Here is a 16,724-nt window from a genome sequence, read left to right as displayed (position 1 = left end):
GTTGCATCTATTTGAAAATGTGGGCTGATATTTCAGTCTTTCGTTCGTGAGCAATCGGACCTAGTCGGTGTCAAACTGGGAACAGGCAACGTTAGCCTGCGGTTATAGGTGATCGATGCCCAATCTGGAACGTCCCGCTTCAACTCCTCAACTCTCTCGAAGGCGATTTCTCAAGTACGGGGCGGGTGCTTTGTGTGGGGCGGCGCTTGGGGGTGTTTACACTTCTTCGGGGATACATGTTGTTCGGAAGAAGTTGATTCTTCCGCGTTGGGATGCTAATGGTTTTCGGGTGGTGCAGATTAGTGACACCCACATCAACAGCCCTAAGGAGATGGCTCTTGCCAAGGAGGCCGTGCGGTTGGCTGTTGCTGAGAAGCCCGACCTGCTGGTGTTTACGGGGGACTTTACCAACCGTGCCACCCCAGAGGCGCTGAGCTTCTTGCCGGAGACATTTGAAGCTCTTCACGACCTTCGGTGTCCTTGCTATGCCATTTTGGGGAACCATGATTATTGGCAACAGGGGTTTGCGGACCTTCTGAGGACCGTGGCTTCGACTCCATTGAAGCTCCTTCGTAATCAGGTGGTGGATGTGGAAGGGGTTTCGCTGGCGGGGATTGATGATGGATTGATGGGCAAGCATCGACCCGATACGATTCGTGACAAGGACAAGTTTTCCAAATCTTTGCTGGTCCTTCTTCACGAGCCGGACTTTGTGAAGGAGCTCCCGGCGCACGCCAGTCTTATGCTGAGTGGGCACAGCCATGGTGGCGAGATTTGCCTTCCTGGCGGGATACCGATTTATACACCGAGGGGTGCTCGGCGGTTTGTTTCGGGCTTCTATCCGAAAGCGAACGTGCCGCTGTACGTTTCGCAGGGGGTCGGAACTTTGGGTCTGTTCCGATCTTATTGTCCCCCGGACATTTCGGTTCTCACGCTTTATGGAAGCTAATCGAAGAGGACTGAACTGTTCCCTCTTTCTGAAAAAATAGCATCCTGTACGGCTTGCTCTATGTCTTTCACTTCTGCGTCTGAGAGTTCCGGGAACGAATCTCGCTTGCTTTTGGACAGTTTATATTCGTTTTGAAGAAGAAACTTGAGCAAGAGGCGAGCACGACGGTCCGGCATGTCCACGATGCTCGTTAATGCGGAGAACCCTGCGTCAAACGCTTTTAGGGCTTTCAACTCCTCAGGGAGGTCAACGTTCACCGTATCTGAAATTGCTTCATAGAGGTACTCGCACTGAGGGGTTGCATCCCAGTAACGATAGAGATAAGTCGAGTCTGACTCTACAATCATTGACTTCTCTGTGTCGAGACGAAAATTGACGTACGGGGTGACCCTTTGTGAATGCGCTTCCAAGGCTGCATCGTATCGATCTCTACGGCGGAGCATGGTCGCAGAGATAGGTAGAACAATATTACTGGGCGTGAATTTTCGCCGACTTAAGGCAGAATGGATTACATACCGGTGGATACGACCGTTCCCGTCGATAAATGGGTGAATGAAGACGAATCCAAAGCCCAAAACCGCCGCCTGACAGACCGCATCGACTTCTGAAGTGCGTTCAAAACAGGCTTGCCAGCCTTCCATGAGCGACGGAAGAGCCGTAGGTAGTGGACAAGGATAATGAACCTTTTCTTCTCCCCACGGCATCATTTGTCCGACGAAATTCTGGATCTCTCTGAAACCTGATTCGGCATATCGTGGTTCGACGATTGCGTTTTGGATCTTTGTCAGATCCTTCTCGCTGAACTCCAACGTTTCTGGTGCGGTTTGGAGTATCTGCACAAACCTCTCGATGCGATCAGAGGTGACCGTCTCTCGCTCAATTTGGAACGAGGCCCGCGTTTCTTTTCGATACAGATAGTCCGTAGCACGCTGCAAGTCTCGAAGCTCGACGCCGACGATACAACTCTGAACTCGCTGATGGAGATTCGATTGAACGAGTCGCCTCAGGTTTGGAGTCCAACGAACAAGTGGACAAAACCTGAAGTCTCCAAGCAGATTGTTGTCAACCCGGTGGCGATGACTCCTAACTGACATTGTCGTGGTTAGTTGGAGGTCGGGATTAGCAAGCTGGACGTAATTGCTTACACTCGGTTCTGGAACATCAATTGTGGTTCCCGTAAGGCTCTCAAACAGATACCAGGCCTTGCGAGAGTAGCGCCCCGTAGGTTGATCGATTACCCAATCCCGAAAGGGATTGGGCCCCAACGCATGCACGATTTGAAACCACGCTCGCAGGTCAAGTGGCTCTTTGGTTAGCGCATATTCAAGATGCTGGCGCGTCGAAACTGGTGCTCTAGCATTTGGGATCCTTGTTTCTGACTGCGTATCGCTCGACTGGAAAACCTTTCGTACTCCACCAGCATAGTGGGCTTCGAATGGCCTGGGAAAGTGCTGCCCCGTCTCTTGAAGTAAGGCAAGTAACCCAATTGGGCGCAATTCGATTTTTTGGGTGTCCCTGCGCATACATTTGGCATTATAGGACACTCAATTCGTTTTATTGCACAGTGTTGGCGTGCAAATTGTTTTTTCGCAATACGGAATGACTAGCCTGTGCTTTGCATGGCAGCAGCGATTCCGGCGATGCTTTGTAGCATTGCTTCGCGCCATACGCCTGCTCGTTCGTCTTCCGTAAGGGTTTCCCAGCGGTCCATTAGGTAGACCTGGATGGCGCTGAGGGGTTCTACCATGGGGTTTCGGAACTCGACGGTGTTGCGGACTACACGAGCTTTGGCCATGAGGGCGGCTTGGGTGGTGACCGCAAGAATGGCGTCCCTTGTTCGGTGGTACTCCTCCTCTATCTTGCCTTCGATTCGCTCGGAGAGTGCCTTGGGGGTTACTCGGGCGGCGTAGCGGCGGGCGGTTGGGAGGTGGGCGCGCATCAGTTCTAGCTGTGCGTTATCGACAACCATTTGGAAGAAGGGCCACTCTCGGTACATCTTCTGCAATGTTTCGAGGCCGTCGGGTTGATCGATGCGGCTTTGGAGTGCTGCTCCTAGTCCGTACCAACCGACCATGGTGGCGCGGCTTTGGACCCATGCGAAGTTCCACGGGATGGCTCGGAGGCCTTCTACCCCTGCGATGGCGTTTCCGGCTCTTGAGACCGGGCGGGACGCGATGGGCAGGAGTGAGATGTGCTCGATGGGTGTGGCCTGGGTGTAGAACTTCCAGAAGCCCTCGTCTTCATAGACCAAGGAGCGATAGGCGTGGCGGGATGTTTCTTCCATCTCGTCCATCACTTGGCGGTAGCGTTCTTCGGCACCTTTCGCGCCGACTCCGTGGGCTGCAAGGATGACTGCACCGACGATCTGCTCTAGGTGGCGGTGGGCGATCGGTGGTAGGGCGTAACGGAATGAGACGACCTCGCCTTGCTCTGTGAAGCGGATACGACCGTGGAAGGATCCTTCCGGTTGGGAGAGGATGGCGCGGTTGGCGCGACCGCCGCCTCGACCGACAGTGCCACCTCGGCCATGGAAGAGGCCGATGGGGATTCCTGTGTCCGCGCTCACGCTCGCAACGGCGGAGAGGGTTGCTTGCAGGGACCAGTTGGCTGCGAGGTAGCCGCCGTCTTTGCTAGAGTCGCTGTAGCCCAGCATGACCTCTTGGAAGTTGTTGCGTGCTTGCAGGTGTTTCTTGTAGGCGTCGTTTTCTAGGAGCGTGCGGAGGAGCGGGCCGCAGTTGTGCAGGTCTTCGATGGTCTCGAACAAGGGGACTACGTCGAGTTCTGACTCCACACCTTCGGGAGTAATCCGGAGGAGGCCTGTTTCCTTGCAGAAGAGGAGCACTTCTAGGATGTCGCTTACACCGTGTGTCATCGAGATGACGTAGGCGACGACGGACCGGTCTGAGAGCTCGTGGCGTGCTCTGCGGATGACGTGGAAAACGTCCAGCACATGACGCACGGAGTCGCTGCCGACGAAGCTGACTGGCAATAGTGGGCGTGGGTTTGCTAGCTCTTCTGTAAGGAGCGCTACTTTGGCTTCTTCTGAGAGCTTGAGATAGTTTTGCTTGGCGGAGAGCACTCCTGCGGCGTGGAGGATCTCGTTTAGCGCCTCTGCGTGTTGGTCGCTATGCTGTCGGACGTCGAGCGTTGCTAGGTGGAATCCGAAGGCTTGGATCTGTCGAATGAATCTCGGGACGCGTCCTCTTTGAGCCAGGTTTCGGGCTTGGCTGACGATCAGGCTTCTCTGGACAATGAGCATGTCTTCGAGTAGCTCGTCGGCAGAGGTGTATGCGTGGGGGAAGCCACCTCTTCGTCCGTTCACTCGCATGGCGATGGCCTGTTCTAGGGAATCGCGTAGTCGGATTTCAACGCCGAGCATCTTGCGGACGTACGGCTCTTGCGAGTAGCGGGCGAGTTGGTCTGGGCGGTAGGGAAGTTCGCTTTCTACCTTGGCAAGATTGTCAACGAGTTCATCGGAGATCTTGACTAGCTTTGTGCTCAGCGTGAGTTCTTTGCGGAGCGTTTCTGCGTGCTGGAGGTAGGTTTCCAGCGCCATGATGCGGTGATCGAGGAGGGTCTGCCAGGTGATTTCTGGGGTTACGTTGGGGTTACCGTCTCGGTCACCACCGACCCAGGAGCGGTAGGTGAGGAAGGTTGGGACCTCGAACGTTTCGCCTGGGAAGTTGTCTTCGAGTGCTCGTTGCAGGTCCTCGTGTAACCACGGGACGACGTCTACGATGGTTCGCTCGAAGAAGTAGAGAGCGTTGCGGACCTCTTCGCTTACGGTGAGGCGCTGTGAGCGCATCTCGTCCGTTTGCCACAGCTCGGTGAGGGTTCGCTCCATTTCGTCTACAGGCAGACGCTCGGCATCGAGTGGGGCGGTGAGACCTTCGGGGGAGGCGGACTCGGCGAGTTGCAGGGAGATTGCGAGGAGTTTGTCGAGGACTGCTTTGCGTTTGGCCTCGGTGGGGTGTGCGGTTAGGGTTGGGGCGATCTCGATGTGCGAGATCAGTTCTCTCGCTTGATCAGCGGTACAGCCTCGGGCCTTTAGTTGGGCTACTGCCTCGGCGATGGACTCTCGGCGAGCGGTCCTTGCTCGGTTGACACGGACAATCTCTTTTTGCTCGGCGGTATTTGCTAGTTGGAACAGAACCGTGAAGGCGCGTGCTACACGGCGGATCATGGTGGGTTCTGCTAGCTCGGGGATCTCGCTGATGGGATCGCCATGCATGAGGCGCTTTGCGATTCCGATCAGTTCTTCGCCCTCTTGGTCGCGAAGCACCGTACCTAATAGCGTGTCTAGCCGACCTATGTCGGTGGAGAGAGATTCGGATAGCCCGTATTGCTCCGGGTTAAGGTCAAGGAAACCCATACTAGTTGCACAGTCGGGGCAACGGCGTTGTTGGCCACTCAATCGTAGTATGCACTAAGCGGGATCGGTACTCCTCAGTAGGTAATCTCGCAAGATGGTTGCGGTCTGGGCGGTTCTGGCAATTTCGGCACAAGCGTCGAGTCCTCTTGAGGGGCTCGAAGCGGAATACGCGTCGTACACGAAGTCATCCGGCTTTGATTATGCGAAGCTGTCTGCGTTGAACACGAAGGTCATTGAGTTTGTGGAATCCAATCAGCCGACTACTGCGGATGAGTTCATTCGATGCTCCAACTTGATCTATGACTTTCGGTTTCGATTTAGAGTGAGTCGTGTCAAACATGAGCTATGTTTGGCGGCGCTGGCTATGGGTGATTCCCGTGCCCGGAGCGCCATCAAGAAGAGTTGGGACGGTCTGGTGATTGCAAGCGGTAGACCCCAGAGGATCGGAAGCTTTAAGTTTGCTGGATATGAGAAGTACAACCCCAGCTATGCGCCTAAGTCGATTCTCTCTGTGTTTTCTGATCCTGACAAGGCATTGACGCGCGCTCAAACCATGAAGAGCGATGCTGAGGTGACCAAGATTTGCGACGCGGATCAGGCGGTTCGGAAGCAGGACTGGTCCAAGCTCAGTTCCAAGCAGATGAAAGAGATCACGGTACAGGACAACGCCCGGAAGAAGCAGATTATTCGGTTGCTTGCCCAAGGCCGCGTTGTCACGGCCGAAGACTTTGACCATGCTTCGCTTGTGTTGCAGCATGGTGAAACGTGGGCCGACTACTGCTTGGCCCATGAGCTTTCCATCTGTTCACTGCTGCTTGGTCGGAAGGAGGCCGCGTGGCTGGCGTCGGCTACGTATGACAGGATGCTGGGAGCCGGGGGTTACGCTCAGCGGTTTGCAACTCAATACTCAAGCGATGGCAACGGCCCTATTTCACTTGACCCGGTGGACACGACGGGCATCAGTGACAGCGTTCGGCGAGCGATGCACTGCCCTACGCTGGAGCAGGCACGCAATCGGAAGTGGGACTAAGACCTACCGCTCAGAAACCACCGCCTTGCCCAGAGCGTCATAGGGATTGAATGTTAACCGTGCTAGCACTTCTTGCAACCAGTCATGCTGGGGATGACCTCAGCTTTGACTATAGTGGCTTTCCACAGCTGCGTTCCACGGCTCCTTTTGCCATTCGCTCCCATGGTGTGACGTTGGATGTGGACGCGAAGAACTTTGATGTGAGCCGAGATGGGACTGTGACTGTTTCGAGTGTTACCGTGTTTCGATACCAGGGAAACGAGGATTGCGTGGGGAGTGTGGTGATTCCGCGAATTCGCGTTGGGGATGAGCGATCGGGACAAGCGACTTTTAAGGTTGAGGCGACTTGGGACAAGAAGAAGATCGACCTGACGCCTGACACACCGAGAGGCACGGCCACAGGATCGGGGAAAGAGGTTAATTATCGGAACGATCTTTCTGGAACCGTGTTCTTCAAGAAGCAGGGGACTCATGCGTTGCGAGTGACCTATAAGGTTGCACTTGGTCGGGCTGGTTACGAGCAGAAGCAGCGGGTTGTGGGTTACCTTTTGAATCCTCCAGTTTCTGTGGATCTCCTCGCAGTGTCTTACCGGTTTGCGGAGAGTACGATGTTTGGACTACCAGCTGTGGCTCCTGACTTGGGTTGGAGCGTGGGCGACAAGGGCGCGACGTATCGGAAGGAGAACTTCTTGGCGAGCAAGCAGCTCACCAGCGTGGTGTTTTATCCCGTAGATCTCGGGAATATCGTTAGGTAGTGGGTCTCCCTCTGTGCGAAATGCGGTCTGGCAAAGTATAGTGTCGCTATGGCCCGGTTCGAGATCTCGACCGACTACTTAAAGCGATTTTTAGTCGACCTGCTCAATACTCCTAGCCCCACTGGCGATACGGAGTACGCCATCAGTTTTGTTGAGGGCGAACTCCAAAGCATGGGGGTCAAGACGGAGCGGACTGTCAAAGGTGCGCTCCTTGCTCACATTGATGGACTCCGTGATGACAAGCCTCGCGCGCTCACTGCTCACGTGGACACCTTGGGTGCCATGGTGCGCCGTGTTAAGGCGAGCGGGCGGTTAGAGCTGACCGCTCTGAACGGCCTGAACTGGCCAACCGTTGAGAGTGAGGGTGTTAGCATTGCGACTCGCTCCGGTCGTCTCATTCGTGGTTCGTTGGTTTATACAAACGGCGCGGCGCACGTGAACCGTGCAGCTACGGATGGTCCTCGAAACGCGGATACGCTTGAGGTTCGCCTGGATGAGCGGACCAATAGCGCTGAGGAGACCCGGCTGCTCGGGATTGAGATCGGAGACTTTGTTTACTTTGATCCACGTGTCGAGGTTAGCGAGGCCGGTTTTATTCGATCGCGATTCCTTGATGACAAAGCTTGTGTCGCTTGCGCTGTTGCGGCGGTGAAGGCGTTGGTGGATGGGCAGGTTACTCCAGCTCAGCGCACGACGATCTTGATCAGCAACTACGAGGAAGTAGGGCATGGCGGGATGGACGGGCTGCCGAGCGATTTGCAAGAGCTGGTCGTGATGGACATGGCTTGCATCGGAGATGGGTTACTTGGTGATGAGTTCCACTGTTCCGTATGTGTGAAGGACTCTTCTGGGCCTTACAGCAAGCGATTGAGCGATAAGCTGAGGACGCTTGGCGACCGACGTGGCATCGATTTGAAGGTGGATGTTTATCCTTACTATGGGTCGGACGGAAGTGCTTATTGGCGGTCTGGCGGCCGGGCAGAGGTTGCGTTGATTGGACCCGGTGTGGACACGTCGCACGGTTACGAGCGAACCCACATTGAGGCTCTGATTGATACTGCGCAACTCGTCGCGGAATATCTGACCGAAGAGTAATTTAGGAGCGGGCACTTTGAGGAATCAAAGTGCCCGCTTGAGTGTGTTAGGCGCTGAGTTCGACGACCTTTCGGCTCACTTCTAAGGTGACGTCCTTGTTCTCGCCGAGGGCAGTGAATCCGTTTCGCTCCAGCTGCGCGACGACCTTATCGGCGGCTTCTGGACCTACGCCGTACTCGGACAAGCGTGTCTTGACGCTGAGGCTCTCGAAGAATGCTCTCGTGTTTTCGATTGCGGTCTCGATTCGGGCTTCTTCGGTTCCGCCTTTAAGACCCCAGATGCGCTCTGCGTATTGGAGTAGTTTCGCGCGCTTCGATTCGGATCGGACCTTGAGCATGGAGGGCAGGATGACTGCGAGTGTTTGCGCGTGGTCGATGCCGTAGAGGGCGGTTAGCTCGTGACCTAGGTTGTGGGTGGACCAGTCTTGGGGGACGCCGGCGCTGATGAGACCATTGAGGGCCAATGTGGAGCACCACATGAGGTTGGATCGTACGGCGTAGTTCTCTGGCTCGGTGAGGGCTTTGGGGCCGATTTCGATGAGCGTTTGGAGAAGGCTTTCGGCAAAACGATCTTGAATGTAGCCGTCTGCCGGGTAGGTCATGTACTGCTCCATCACGTGGACGAAGGTGTCGATGACTCCGTTCGCAACTTGGCGTGGCGGTAGGGTGTATGTCTTTTCTGGGTCGAGAATGGAGAACTCGGGGTAGACGAGTGGGCTGCCGAAGGCAAGCTTCGATTGGGTTTCTTTGCGCGAGATGACCGAGAACATGTTCATCTCGGAACCCGTTGCAGGGAGTGTGAGGACGACGCCGAACGGCATTGCGCTTTGGATCTTGGTGCCGAAGGTCTCTAGGATCTCCCAGGGCTCGCCTTCGTAGTCCACAGCTGCTGCGATGAACTTGGTGCCGTCGGCGACTGAGCCTCCACCTACGGCGAGAAGATAGTCGATGCCCTCTTGCTTGATGAGCGCGACGGCCTTCATGAGCGTTTCGTAGGTGGGGTTTGGTTCGATTCCATCGAACTCGAAGAGGGTGTGGCCTGCAAGTGCCTGTTTGACCTCGTCGTAGGTTCCGTTCGTTTTGATACTGCCGCCGCCGTACAGGATGAGGACGCGAGCTTCTTCGGGGACTAGTTTCTTGAGATCGGCGATTCGGCCTTTACCAAACACGATGTGCGTTGGGTTCTGGAAGTCAAAGTTTTGCATTGGTTCTTACTACGCTCCTTGTCTAACTGTGTTGGCAGCTTCGCAGGCCCGCCATGCCTGTGGTAACAACTCCGCAAGGAGGGCCATGTCTTCCTCACGCCCGATGCTGATGCGGATGCATTGATCGAGCGGCGGTCTGCGGGGCTTGCGTATGAATACACCGATCGTCAGAAGGTGTTGCATCAGCTTGTTGGCTCTTTCAACACTTCCCATATCGATCGTGACGAAATTCGTGTGTGTGGGCATGGGCTTCCAGCCGAGGTTCTCGATGATGCCGAGAAGGGTTTGTCGCCCAATTTCATTTTGTTGAATCACATACTCGATGTGGTCCGTGTCGGCGAGGGAGGCAAGTGCACCTGCTTGGGCGACCGCGTTTACTTCGAAGTGGGGGCGGATCTTGTCGAGCGCTTGAACCAGTGTGCGGGAGCCGAGTGCGTAACCGATGCGCAAACCGGCCATTCCGTGTGCTTTGGAGAAGGTCCGTGCGCGTACGACGTTGTCGAGATTGTTCGAATCGGTCAGCTCATCCTGGGGAACGAAATCTGCGTAGGCCTCATCAAGAATCAGCAGTGTCGTGGGTGGAAGCGATGCCTTGAAACGGTCGATGGCCTCTTTGCCGTGGAAGCTCCCGCTTGGGTTGTCTGGATTTGCGACGTACAGGATCTGCGCTTTGCAGGTCCAGGCTGCTTTTGAAAGTGCTTCTAAATCGAGGGTGCCGTTTTGGTAGGGCACACGGATGATCTTTGCTCCCACGGCGGTGGCGGCGTATTCGAATGTTGGGTAGGTTCCAAGCGAGGTGACCGCTACGGAGTTGGTGTCGAGATAGGCTCTGGCAAAGAGCATCAAGAGGCCATCGATGCCTGCACCCAGGACGACATTTTCGGGTTCTAGGCCATGCTTTTTGGCGAGTGCTACCCTGAGTTCTTTACCTTGAGGATCGCAATAGAACTGGGCCTTTTCAACCTGCTCATGCATCGCTCTGATCGCTTTAGGCGAGGCACCAAAGAGGCTTTCGTTTGCTCCGAGTCTTAGGCGGAATGGACGCCCTATGGACCTTTCGAGTTCTTCTGGAGCCACGAACGGAACGGTTGCGGGAAGCGTTGAGATAATGGCGAGAGGCGACGGCTCCATCCTTTTGAATATACAACTTGGAGCCACTACCTAGCTCCGGTGCGGAGCTAGGTAGACCGATATCGCTAAGGTCGTGAGGGGAAAACGCCTCGTAGCGCAATAATGTAATTCATTGCGAGTACTGGACCGCGGTTCTCGTGGGGGAGATTCTTGCCTGCTGGTCCGACCATGGCCAAGTGTGCGTTTGCGTTGGCTGGTACATCGAAGAGTTGCGCCTGCCTCGGATTGACATTGGGGGAGGCGAAAGAACCTGCGGTTGGATCGCTCGTGGTCGCTACATCTTCGGAAGCGAGGTAGGGGTGGTTGTGCTTCCCTAGCTCTGACAACTGGAGGGTGTAGCTCTCGGTTCCCCCGACTGTTCCGTTATCGTACGGGTGCAAGCCTGGCCCCTGACCTGAGCCAGTGGCGACACGTCCGCGGAAGTCTGGGAGGGCAAAGGTGGTCTTACCGTCTCCGCCGTATTGAATGCCGATGAGAGAAAACAGGGCTGTGTTGGCTGTAATCGGCAAGATGCTCCCGTCACAGAGCGCCCAACCGACTGGAGCGTAAGGGAATGATACGATTCGAACTTCTCCGAGAAATGGGTCCATAGTTATTTGATCCTGTTAATCCCTTGGTGGGAAAATGCCCTCGTAAGCGATGATGTAGGTGATCCCGAGATAGGGCTGTAGATTCTCGTGGGCAAGTCCGTCTCCTGTAGTAAGCACGGTTCCGCTATTCATGTGGTTTGTTTTTATGTCGCCATAAACTTGCGAGGAGGCGACCGCAGGTACTGAATTTGTTGGATCGGTTGCGCTGGCGGGTTGATTCGAGACATTGACGGGATGCGTGTGAGTTGCAGTCGTTAGATCTGTAAGACTGACCGTCTCGGCCCCTCCTGTCTGCCCAATGAGATATGTTGGTCGTCCCTGGGGTGTGCCTTTACCCACTGGGATTCTGCTTCTCAGATCTGGAAGAGCAAATGTGGTCAGGCCGTCACCGCCGTAGATGGTGCCAATGAGTGCGTAGAGCGGTGAGAATTCCGCTATTGAGATGAGTGAGCCATCGCACAATAACCATCCGTCTGGTGCAAACGTATATGGCACGGGGCGTATTTCTCCAATGTAACACTGAGACATATGTTTAACTCCTGAGACTTAGGGCTTCGCGGGGTAGATTCCTTGAAGTGCGATCGCGTATGTGAGAGCGAGATAAGGAGACTGGTTTTCGTGTGGTTGACCACCTCCAATGTTGTCCCCAATTGCTGAGGTCGCCATTTGGGCATTGGGTTGCGATCCATAGACATTTCCAATCGTCGCGTTGCTACCCGCTGGGAAGCAGTCGGTTGGAATGGAATTCGTGGCAAGGGCCGAATCTACTGCGATCAAATGGTTGTGAGAAGGAAGCTGATCGCTGGTAAGGACTACACCCGCAGTTCCAGCTTTATCTCCGATATTGTAAGGAGACAGCTGTGGCCCGGCGCCCGCGGCAATGGCTGCGGTGCCTCGTAGGTCGGGGAGCTGAAAGTTGGTTACTCCATCTCCCCCATATGTGACGCCTATGAGTGAGAAAAGAACTTGGTTTTTGCTGATGGGAAGAAGGCTTCCATCACACGCAGCCCAGCCTCGTGGTATGAAGTCGAAAGAAACGAGTTTGATTTCGCCGACGAATGGTTCCATTTGGTATGAAGTGAATGGGGATCTGGAGAGTTGCAGGGTTGTCCCCTTTGAGCCCTGCAACGACCATGACGAGGTTTACTTGCGTGCTGTCTTGCGACGGCGCAGGAGTCCTGCAGTGAGCGCAGCCAAGGCGATGCAGCTTGTGGGTTCAGGAACTGCTTTTGCATGGACCACGAAGTTGTCCACTAGAAGTCCCGAGTTCTTACCATTTTCTTGACCAACCGACGCGTGCACCACACCGACGCCAAACACATATTGGCCAGCTGTTGGGATGGTGACGGAGTAGTGGAGGAACCCAGACTCGCCGATGAACGGGTTTTGAATCGGGGTAATGGTGAAGCCTGTTTTGAAACCTACGGGGTCCGATGGATCGAGATGAAAGCCGTAGAAAGTGTCGATCATCTTCTCTAGATGTGCGCCTGCTGGGTTTGCAACGGGCGAGAACGATACAAATGCGAAGTCTTTATTGTTTGCGCTCGGCTGTAATGACCCACGCTTTGTACCGTCGTTGTATGCCTGGTTCGTTAGGAAGTTGTAGTCAAAGGAGACGACATCGTTCGCTTTGAAGGTGTAGGTTTGGGTAACTGCAGAACCCATAAATGGTGTGCCGTTGCCTACACTTGCCAGTGTGCCATTCGGGAGGTTTAAGAATGTTTCGAGCACCGAGCCAGTCACTCCGTTTGCCGCTGGAAGAATCGGTTGCCCGCCAACTTTGCCGCCAGAACCATCGGTCTTCGTGCCCATGAATGCATCGTGGGTACCTTCAGTGGCCCCGCTACCTATTGCAGAATCGAGCACCTTTGTCGAGCCTTTTGTGGACCAGCCGGCAAAGCTACCTCCGCCCTGCTCGAAGCCGCTGTTGGTTAGCTGCGCTGCAGCGTGTTGGATTGACAAAAGGCTCGCACCCGAAACGAGGAGTGTCAGAGCAAGATTTTTACGATTCAAATACATGAATATCCTCTAAAAGCAAAAAATACAGCCTCCCCTTCAAGGGACTTCCTAAATCCCCAAAGAGCCAGCCGCATTGAAAGACTAACAACTATCAGAATATTTTGATAGACGTTTTCGTACTTTCGAGAATAACTTTATATCATTTTCTTTGACAAGTCGAGTACCTGAGCAGATTCAAGTAAATTTACATTTCCTGATGCGACTCAGCACTCTTTGCATGTTGGGATGCGTCGCTAGGCAGGACGACGACGGTGAACCAGTAGTCGGAAAGAAGCTGGATTACTTTCACAAACTTATTGAAATCGACCGGCTTCACAATGTAGGAGCTACATCGGAGTTGATACATCTTGAGAACCTCTTGCTCATCTGCCGATGTGGTAAGGATGACAACGGGAATGGAACCGAGTACTTCATCTTCGACAAGTTCAGATAGTACCTCGTACCCGGTCATGCGGGGCATATTCAGGTCTAGCAGGAGGACGTCTGGGGTAGGTGCGTTTTCGTAGGGTTCCTCTTTTCTTAGGAAAGCCATGCACTGCTCGCCGTTGTTGACGGTATGTAGTTCGACGGCGAGTTTGGCTCGTTTGAATCCTTCAGTGGTCAACTCGATATCGTTGACATTGTCTTCTGCAAGAAGGACGATCGCTGGTCGGAAGTTATTTATAACAGTATCCATAGAGCACAGGTATCAGAGTTTTTTGACTTTAGCTTTGATGAAGGATGCATCTAGACATCGCTGTTTATCTTGAGATCCGAATTCCGGTCTTCAGTTCCACTCAATTTTGGGAGAGTGATGTAGAACGAGCTTCCTTGTCCGACAGTGGATTCGATTCGCAGGTCGCCACCGTGTCTCTCGACGACTTTCCGGCAGATGGCTAGGCCGATGCCGGTCCCAGGGTATTCGGACTGGGAGTGGAGACGACGAAAGATCTCAAAAATCTGACGATGATATTTTTCGGCTATTCCAATTCCGTTGTCTTTGATTTCCAACTCCCAGAAATCACCCAGATCCTTTGACGAGATCGTGACGATTGGCTCTGGGTTCGCATTGTATTTGATGCCGTTCCCGATGAGGTTTTGCAGGAGCTGTACGAGCTGTGACTTGTCTCCTACGACGCAAGGCAGATCGGAAAGGATAATTTTTGCCTTCGAATCTTGAATAGATGAGTCAAGTAACGCTTGAGCTTCAACTACTACCCGTTGTAGTTCCACGGGCTCGAAAGGTCGGGACCGCTGATCGACCCTGGAATACGATAAAAGGTCTTGTATCAGGGTCTGCATTTGGCCAATTGAGTCGACTGTCCGGCCGATCCACCGCTTGCCTTGTTCGTCCAATCGGTCGTTGTACTGCTCTGCTAAGAGTTGGACGAATCCGTTGATGTTTCTCAGCGGTGATTGAAGGTCGTGGGAGGCTACATACGCAAACTGCTGGAGTTCTAGGTTGCTTCTTTCCAGAGCTGAATTGGATCTTTCTAGTGCGATTGCGTGTGCGGATAACTCTCGCATGCGCTGCATGCTCCTTTCCGTTATATCGACAATTGCACTCATCACGAATTGGCCCTCTTCGGTTTCAAAGGGGTTGAGGCCGATCTCAATTGGAAACTCGGAGCCATCACTTCTCAGACCAAAGAGTTCGCGGTCGTCTCCCATCTTCCTGGCGCTAGGGGACTGAGAAAACCCTTTGCGAAGGTCAGGGTGGTTGGTTCTAAATCGGTCGGGTATTAGATCTTCCACTTGCTTGCCGATCAGTTGATTGCGAGGGTAGCCGAACATTCGCTCCGTCTCGCTGTTTACGAGGATGATCTTGCCGGACGCGTCTACCACAGCCATACCAGTAGGGGAGGACTCGATGACGGCACGTAGGCGTGTTTCTAATCTGCGGCGCTCTGATATGTCGACAATGGCGCTCAATACAAACGTTTGTTCGTCCGTTTCGATTGGGTTAAGGCCGATCTCGATAGGAAATTCAGAGCCGTCTTTCTTTCTTCCGAAAAGCTCTCTTCCTTCCCCCATTCTCCTCGCTTCAGGAGAGGCAAAAAATCCAGCTCTCTGAAGGGGATGGTGGTGGCGAAATCTCTCCGGGAGAAGCATTTCGACGGATTGGCACAACAGCTCGTCGCGATGGAAACCGAATAGCCTCTCTGTTTCTTTGTTCACCAACTGGATGGTTCCATCAGCATCGATCATCACGAGGGCGGTCGGCGCGGATTCGATGATGGTAGTTAGTACTCTATTGGTCTGAGGTTCCTTCGTCTTCCATTGATGGATCCCATCTGTGCCTGTTTGAGGCAGTACCGTTTGGCTGTTGTGCTCCTGCATTGGTCATCACACGATCCGTATAATGGCTGGGTAACCCTATCAAAATAATCCTAACACCGTTTTCTCAGGATGCACATATTTTCAAGGTTTGCCGCAAAAAATACATCATATAGTTACAGATACATCGTTGTAGCTAACTGGAGCGGCAACAAAACGAGGGCCATCTCAATTTGAGATGGCCCTCGTGGTTCTATGATTTAGAACGTTGGTAGTGTCCGTCGCGGACTTCTTTATCTTCTTGATGTTTGACTGCGTCTTGTTTAGAAACGCTCGCCGAGTTGTCACCACATCCAACTGCCGAAAGCGTTAGCGCCAGTGCCAACATGCTTGCAATAATTGACCTTGGTTTCAAGGCTTGACCCATGGTTTGCGGTTCTTGATCGCGTCGTTCACAACGCTTTCACAAGACATGGCCCCTTCGAGTCCGGCGATATCGCTATCTAGGGCAGGATCAAAACCACCTTCGATTGTCGCGGCTGGATCGTAGCACTCTTGAAGCATCAGCTGACCGTTTGAAGGCTCTAGCAACCAGCTGTGGGAGTCGCTACCCGATGGGTCGTCTGAGAAGGACTGCATCTTCCAGTGGGAAGCGTGTCCGTCTACGAATCCGACCATGTATTGACCGCCGTGGCGGATCTTGGCTTCGCAGTCTGAGTCTGTGTTGGATCCTTGCTCGCACATGTTGTATGGCGAGTTTGTGTACTGTGGATCATCACCTGTATCGATGAGAGCGACTAGCTGTCCTGGGCTTACGAACTGAGAGAAGTTACGACCTGGGAAAAAGTGGCGATCGTTGTAAAGGGGGCTGCTCTTGTCATACTTGGTCGACAGGTGGAATACCCCGTAACCAGCACGGTTGTGGTAGGGGCCATAGTTCATGCCGTACCCAAACAGTCGGCCTGTTGGATCGTTGCTGCTACCGGCTTCCTTTGTGGTTCTCTCGGGGCAGTAGAAGATGTCCCAGTTTTTCACGTAGGGTTGCGCCAGCTTGAAAAAGTCGTTGGCATTGCCTCCGTTGGCTTGAGATGCATCGTCGGCCGTGTATCGCTTGCCTGTTGTGACCCACGTGTCATCAGCGTCTGCTGCGTACATGATCCAGACGTTGTTCAGCTGTCTTGTATTGGACAGACAAACGGTCTTCTTAGCTGCGGCCTTGGCTTGTGCGAAGACTGGGAAGAGGATCGCAGCGAGGATTGCAATGATCGCGATGACAACGAGTAACTCGATTAAAGTGAATGCATAATTCTTGGATCTCATATG

General features: G+C 53.8%; 15 protein-coding genes. 4 read left to right on the top strand and 11 right to left on the bottom strand.

Going from position 1 to position 16,724, the window contains the following annotated elements; genetic code table 11:
* Positions 1 to 115 precede the first annotated feature (115 nt).
* Positions 116 to 949 (top strand): metallophosphoesterase, encoded by an 834-nt coding sequence (locus tag ACZ51B_RS11505; protein WP_464293472.1) that lies wholly within the window; start codon positions 116 to 118, stop codon positions 947 to 949.
* On the opposite strand, the gene ACZ51B_RS11500 is transcribed toward ACZ51B_RS11505, so the two are convergent.
* The gene (locus ACZ51B_RS11500; protein WP_464293471.1) at positions 946 to 2,043 is read right to left on the bottom strand and encodes a Fic family protein; all 1,098 of its coding nucleotides are present in this window, start codon (positions 2,041 to 2,043) and stop codon (positions 946 to 948) included. The genes ACZ51B_RS11505 and ACZ51B_RS11500 overlap by 4 nt on opposite strands.
* A gap of 509 nt (positions 2,044 to 2,552) precedes the next feature.
* On the bottom strand, positions 2,553 to 5,321 hold the full coding sequence (ppc, locus tag ACZ51B_RS11495) for a phosphoenolpyruvate carboxylase (protein WP_464293470.1): 2,769 nt from the start codon (positions 5,319 to 5,321) through the stop codon (positions 2,553 to 2,555).
* 94 nt (positions 5,322 to 5,415) lie between these two features.
* On the opposite strand from ppc, the gene ACZ51B_RS11490 reads away from it, so the two are divergent.
* The 3 genes from ACZ51B_RS11490 to ACZ51B_RS11480 are packed head-to-tail and all read left to right on the top strand — an operon-like array spanning position 5,416 to position 8,201.
* A complete protein-coding gene (locus tag ACZ51B_RS11490; RefSeq protein WP_464293469.1) occupies positions 5,416 to 6,351 on the top strand; it encodes a hypothetical protein in 936 nt (311 codons plus the stop codon).
* Positions 6,352 to 6,401: 50 nt separating this feature from the next.
* Complete coding sequence (locus ACZ51B_RS11485) at positions 6,402 to 7,106, top strand: hypothetical protein (RefSeq protein ID WP_464293468.1); 705 nt, start codon at positions 6,402 to 6,404, stop codon at positions 7,104 to 7,106.
* Positions 7,107 to 7,154: 48 nt separating this feature from the next.
* On the top strand, positions 7,155 to 8,201 hold the full coding sequence (locus ACZ51B_RS11480) for a M42 family metallopeptidase (RefSeq protein WP_464293467.1): 1,047 nt from the start codon (positions 7,155 to 7,157) through the stop codon (positions 8,199 to 8,201).
* Between the two features lie 46 nt (positions 8,202 to 8,247).
* On the opposite strand, the gene ACZ51B_RS11475 is transcribed toward ACZ51B_RS11480, so the two are convergent.
* From ACZ51B_RS11475 to ACZ51B_RS11435, 9 genes are all read right to left on the bottom strand, one after another.
* Positions 8,248 to 9,405, bottom strand: a complete 1,158-nt coding sequence (locus ACZ51B_RS11475) for an iron-containing alcohol dehydrogenase (protein WP_464293466.1) — start codon at positions 9,403 to 9,405, stop codon at positions 8,248 to 8,250.
* Positions 9,406 to 9,414: 9 nt separating this feature from the next.
* Positions 9,415 to 10,536 carry an aminotransferase class I/II-fold pyridoxal phosphate-dependent enzyme gene (locus ACZ51B_RS11470; protein WP_464293465.1) on the bottom strand — a complete coding sequence of 374 codons (1,122 nt, stop codon included), beginning with the start codon at positions 10,534 to 10,536 and terminating at the stop codon, positions 9,415 to 9,417.
* A gap of 65 nt (positions 10,537 to 10,601) precedes the next feature.
* Positions 10,602 to 11,126: a phage tail protein gene (locus ACZ51B_RS11465; protein WP_464293464.1), complete on the bottom strand. Its 525-nt coding sequence runs from the start codon at positions 11,124 to 11,126 to the stop codon at positions 10,602 to 10,604.
* 15 nt (positions 11,127 to 11,141) lie between these two features.
* On the bottom strand, positions 11,142 to 11,654 hold the full coding sequence (locus tag ACZ51B_RS11460; RefSeq protein WP_464293463.1) for a phage tail protein: 513 nt from the start codon (positions 11,652 to 11,654) through the stop codon (positions 11,142 to 11,144).
* A gap of 18 nt (positions 11,655 to 11,672) precedes the next feature.
* A complete protein-coding gene (locus tag ACZ51B_RS11455) occupies positions 11,673 to 12,194 on the bottom strand; it encodes a phage tail protein (RefSeq protein WP_464293462.1) in 522 nt (173 codons plus the stop codon).
* A 75-nt stretch (positions 12,195 to 12,269) separates the two neighbouring features.
* A complete protein-coding gene (locus ACZ51B_RS11450; RefSeq protein ID WP_464293461.1) occupies positions 12,270 to 13,145 on the bottom strand; it encodes a PEP-CTERM sorting domain-containing protein in 876 nt (291 codons plus the stop codon).
* A gap of 184 nt (positions 13,146 to 13,329) precedes the next feature.
* On the bottom strand, positions 13,330 to 13,821 hold the full coding sequence (locus ACZ51B_RS11445; RefSeq protein ID WP_464293460.1) for a response regulator: 492 nt from the start codon (positions 13,819 to 13,821) through the stop codon (positions 13,330 to 13,332).
* Between the two features lie 50 nt (positions 13,822 to 13,871).
* Positions 13,872 to 15,464 (bottom strand): sensor histidine kinase, encoded by a 1,593-nt coding sequence (locus ACZ51B_RS11440; protein ID WP_464293459.1) that lies wholly within the window; start codon positions 15,462 to 15,464, stop codon positions 13,872 to 13,874.
* Positions 15,465 to 15,812: 348 nt separating this feature from the next.
* Positions 15,813 to 16,721, bottom strand: a complete 909-nt coding sequence (locus tag ACZ51B_RS11435) for a prepilin-type N-terminal cleavage/methylation domain-containing protein (protein ID WP_464293458.1) — start codon at positions 16,719 to 16,721, stop codon at positions 15,813 to 15,815.
* Between the last annotated feature and the right edge of the window lie 3 nt (positions 16,722 to 16,724).

The sequence above is a fragment of the Fimbriimonas sp. LA-C6 genome (assembly GCF_055398105.1).
The sequence above is the reverse complement of the archived record's forward strand: the minus strand, read 5'-3'. Positions and strand labels throughout refer to the sequence as shown.

Coding starts and splice junctions, on each gene's coding strand:
- ACZ51B_RS11505 (WP_464293472.1), top strand. CDS start 116: ATGCCCAATCTGGAACGTCCCGCTTCAACTCCTCAACTCTCTCGAAGG.
- ACZ51B_RS11500 (WP_464293471.1), bottom strand. CDS start 2,043: ATGTCAGTTAGGAGTCATCGCCACCGGGTTGACAACAATCTGCTTGGA.
- ppc (WP_464293470.1), bottom strand. CDS start 5,321: ATGGGTTTCCTTGACCTTAACCCGGAGCAATACGGGCTATCCGAATCT.
- ACZ51B_RS11490 (WP_464293469.1), top strand. CDS start 5,416: ATGGTTGCGGTCTGGGCGGTTCTGGCAATTTCGGCACAAGCGTCGAGT.
- ACZ51B_RS11485 (WP_464293468.1), top strand. CDS start 6,402: ATGTTAACCGTGCTAGCACTTCTTGCAACCAGTCATGCTGGGGATGAC.
- ACZ51B_RS11480 (WP_464293467.1), top strand. CDS start 7,155: ATGGCCCGGTTCGAGATCTCGACCGACTACTTAAAGCGATTTTTAGTC.
- ACZ51B_RS11475 (WP_464293466.1), bottom strand. CDS start 9,405: ATGCAAAACTTTGACTTCCAGAACCCAACGCACATCGTGTTTGGTAAA.
- ACZ51B_RS11470 (WP_464293465.1), bottom strand. CDS start 10,536: ATGGAGCCGTCGCCTCTCGCCATTATCTCAACGCTTCCCGCAACCGTT.
- ACZ51B_RS11465 (WP_464293464.1), bottom strand. CDS start 11,126: ATGGACCCATTTCTCGGAGAAGTTCGAATCGTATCATTCCCTTACGCT.
- ACZ51B_RS11460 (WP_464293463.1), bottom strand. CDS start 11,654: ATGTCTCAGTGTTACATTGGAGAAATACGCCCCGTGCCATATACGTTT.
- ACZ51B_RS11455 (WP_464293462.1), bottom strand. CDS start 12,194: ATGGAACCATTCGTCGGCGAAATCAAACTCGTTTCTTTCGACTTCATA.
- ACZ51B_RS11450 (WP_464293461.1), bottom strand. CDS start 13,145: ATGTATTTGAATCGTAAAAATCTTGCTCTGACACTCCTCGTTTCGGGT.
- ACZ51B_RS11445 (WP_464293460.1), bottom strand. CDS start 13,821: ATGGATACTGTTATAAATAACTTCCGACCAGCGATCGTCCTTCTTGCA.
- ACZ51B_RS11440 (WP_464293459.1), bottom strand. CDS start 15,464: ATGCAGGAGCACAACAGCCAAACGGTACTGCCTCAAACAGGCACAGAT.
- ACZ51B_RS11435 (WP_464293458.1), bottom strand. CDS start 16,721: ATGAGATCCAAGAATTATGCATTCACTTTAATCGAGTTACTCGTTGTC.